At 68.4% G+C, this 2287-nt stretch carries 2 protein-coding genes; one reads left to right on the forward strand and one right to left on the reverse strand.

The features are described 5' to 3' along the window. Positions 1–237: 237 nt before the first annotated feature. Positions 238–633: a hypothetical protein gene (locus ACTHJJ_RS04320; RefSeq protein WP_440301705.1), complete on the reverse strand. Its 396-nt coding sequence runs from the start codon at positions 631–633 to the stop codon at positions 238–240. A gap of 144 nt (positions 634–777) precedes the next feature. On the opposite strand from ACTHJJ_RS04320, the gene ACTHJJ_RS04325 reads away from it, so the two are divergent. After that, positions 778–2287 (forward strand): DEAD/DEAH box helicase family protein (locus ACTHJJ_RS04325; protein ID WP_440301706.1); only part of this gene is annotated, 1510 nt, incomplete at its 3' end.

Raw genomic sequence — 2287 nt, forward strand, 5'->3', positions numbered from 1 at the left:
AACGAACACCAATCAAGAACGTGCCGCACCCGCGGCACCCCGACCAGCACAGCGGACCCCAAGGAGGTGAAAAGGCACCGGTCCGCTGCCCAGCCTCGATCGACGGATCATGCGCAAGAAGACGGGCACCGTCCCAGCGAGCCAAGGAGGTGAACAGCCGGCTCGCTGCCCCCGTCTCCCCGCGCCCGACAACAACAGCATCGACCTCCAGCCCCGCTGCTGCCCGAGATACAAGGGCTACCGCTCCAGGGTCTGACACACCGACTTGGCCGTGCCAAGGTCGGTCTCCCAGTAGAGCGACGCATGCGCGAAGCCGCCCAGGCCGGACCCCGGCAGGTCAGGAAGCTCGAAGGTGAACATCTCGTGCGGCGCTACGTCCCGCGGCTCCCCGGAGTCCTCGGTGCCGCCGTGACTTGGTTCGACCCGAGCGGTCACGGCCCTCGCGGTGTCGCTGCCGACGTTCGTCACATGGAAGTTGCCGGACCCGCACCACGAAAGCTCCCATTCCACCTCATGGCGTTCCGGAGCGCGCAGCTCGCCCCGCCGCACCCAGACGAAGGCTGGGATGCCGAGACCGAGCGCTGCCAGCCCGAGGACTCCAGAACCGACTGAAATGACCCCCATCATGTCCATGAGCCGAAGATAGGCAGCACCGGTGACACGGCCGGCCTGTCGCCTGACATTCGCCAGCACGCACCGGAACGTGAACCGGCGCTCTCTGGGCGGAACCCGCTACAAGTGGTCACAAACCGGACGTCGGTCGGTATGGTGCGGCCCATGGGGGCCACCGGCGGACAGGACCTGCAGTACGTCGCTGCCGAGCAGCGGGCGCGGGCGTTGATCGATGAGCAGCTCACCGCCGCCGGCTGGTCGGTGCAGGACCGCCGGAACCTGAACCTGTTCGCCTCGACGGGGGTCGCGGTCCGTGAGGTCGTCATGGCTCCCGGTCACGGCCGGGCCGACTACCTGCTCTACGTCGACCGGAAGGTCGTCGGCGTCATCGAGGCCAAACCCGTCGGCACCCCCCTGTCCGGAGTGGAGTGGCAGTCCGCGATGTACGCCACCGGGCTGCCGCCCGAGGTGCGGCTCGCGGCCACCACCACCGATGGCCGGTTGCCGTTCGTGTTCGAGGCCAGCGGCACGGAGACGCACTTCACCAACGGCTACGACCCCGACCCGCGCGCCCGGCGCCTGTTCAACTTCCCCCAGCCCGAGACGCTCGCCCGGATCCTCCGGGACGCCGAAGCCGACCCGGACCGGCCCACCTGGCGGGCCAAGGTCCGGGCCCTGCCCGAGCTCGAGGTCGCGCCGCTACGGCCCGCGCAGATCACCGCGATCACCGGCATCGAGGACAGCCTCGCCGGCCAGCACTTCGACCGGTCCCTCGTGCAGATGGCCACCGGCGCCGGCAAGACGTTCACCGCCGTCACGAGCGCCTACCGGCTGCTGCGGTTCGGCGGGTTCCGGCGCATCCTGTTCCTCGTCGATCGCAACAACCTGGCCGAGCAGACAATCGCGGAGTTCCAGAACTACCGCACCCCCGGCGACGGTCGCCGGTTCACCGAGATCTACGGCGTCGACAAGCTCTCCTCCGCCGGGATGCTCGGCTCGTCCAACGTCGTCGTCTCGACCATCCAGCGCGTCTTCAAGGCATTGCGGAACGAAGACGTCACCACCGGCGACGACCCGAATCTGGACGACTACGTTCCGGACGCGCCCGTCACCGTTGCCTACAACCCGGATCTGCCGCCCGAGGCGTTCGACCTGGTCATCGTCGATGAGGCCCACCGGTCCATCTACGGGGTGTGGCGCGGCGTCCTCGAGTACTTCGACGCGCACATCGTCGGGCTCACCGCGACCCCCGGCAAGCAGACCTTCGCGTTCTTCCGGCAGAACCTCGTCTCCGAGTACACCTACCCGCAGTCCGTCGCCGACCGGGTCAACGTCGACTTCGACATCTACCGGATCCGCACCCAGATCGGCGAACAGGGCGGCACGATCGACGCGGGCACCGTCGTGCCGACGGTCGACCGCCGCACCCGCAAGGAACGGCTTCAGCAGCTGGACGAGGCCTTCGAGTACACGCACAGGCAGCTCGACCGGGCCGTCACCGCCAAGTCGCAGATCCGGCTCGTCCTCGAGACCTACCGGGACCGGCTCTTCACCGAGATCTTCCCCGGCCGCTCCACCGTCCCCAAGACCCTGATCTTCGCCAAGGACGACGCACACGCCGAGGAGATCGTCACCACCGCCCGTGAAGTGTTCGGCAAGGGCAACGACTTCGCCG

The organism is Intrasporangium sp. (genome assembly GCF_051961875.1).
GTDB lineage: Bacteria > Actinomycetota > Actinomycetes > Actinomycetales > Dermatophilaceae > Intrasporangium_A.

Bases quoted from the DNA above. Each gene is read 5' to 3' on its own strand.
- ACTHJJ_RS04320 (WP_440301705.1), bottom strand. From the start codon at position 633: ATGGACATGATGGGGGTCATTTCAGTCGGTTCTGGAGTCCTCGGGCTG.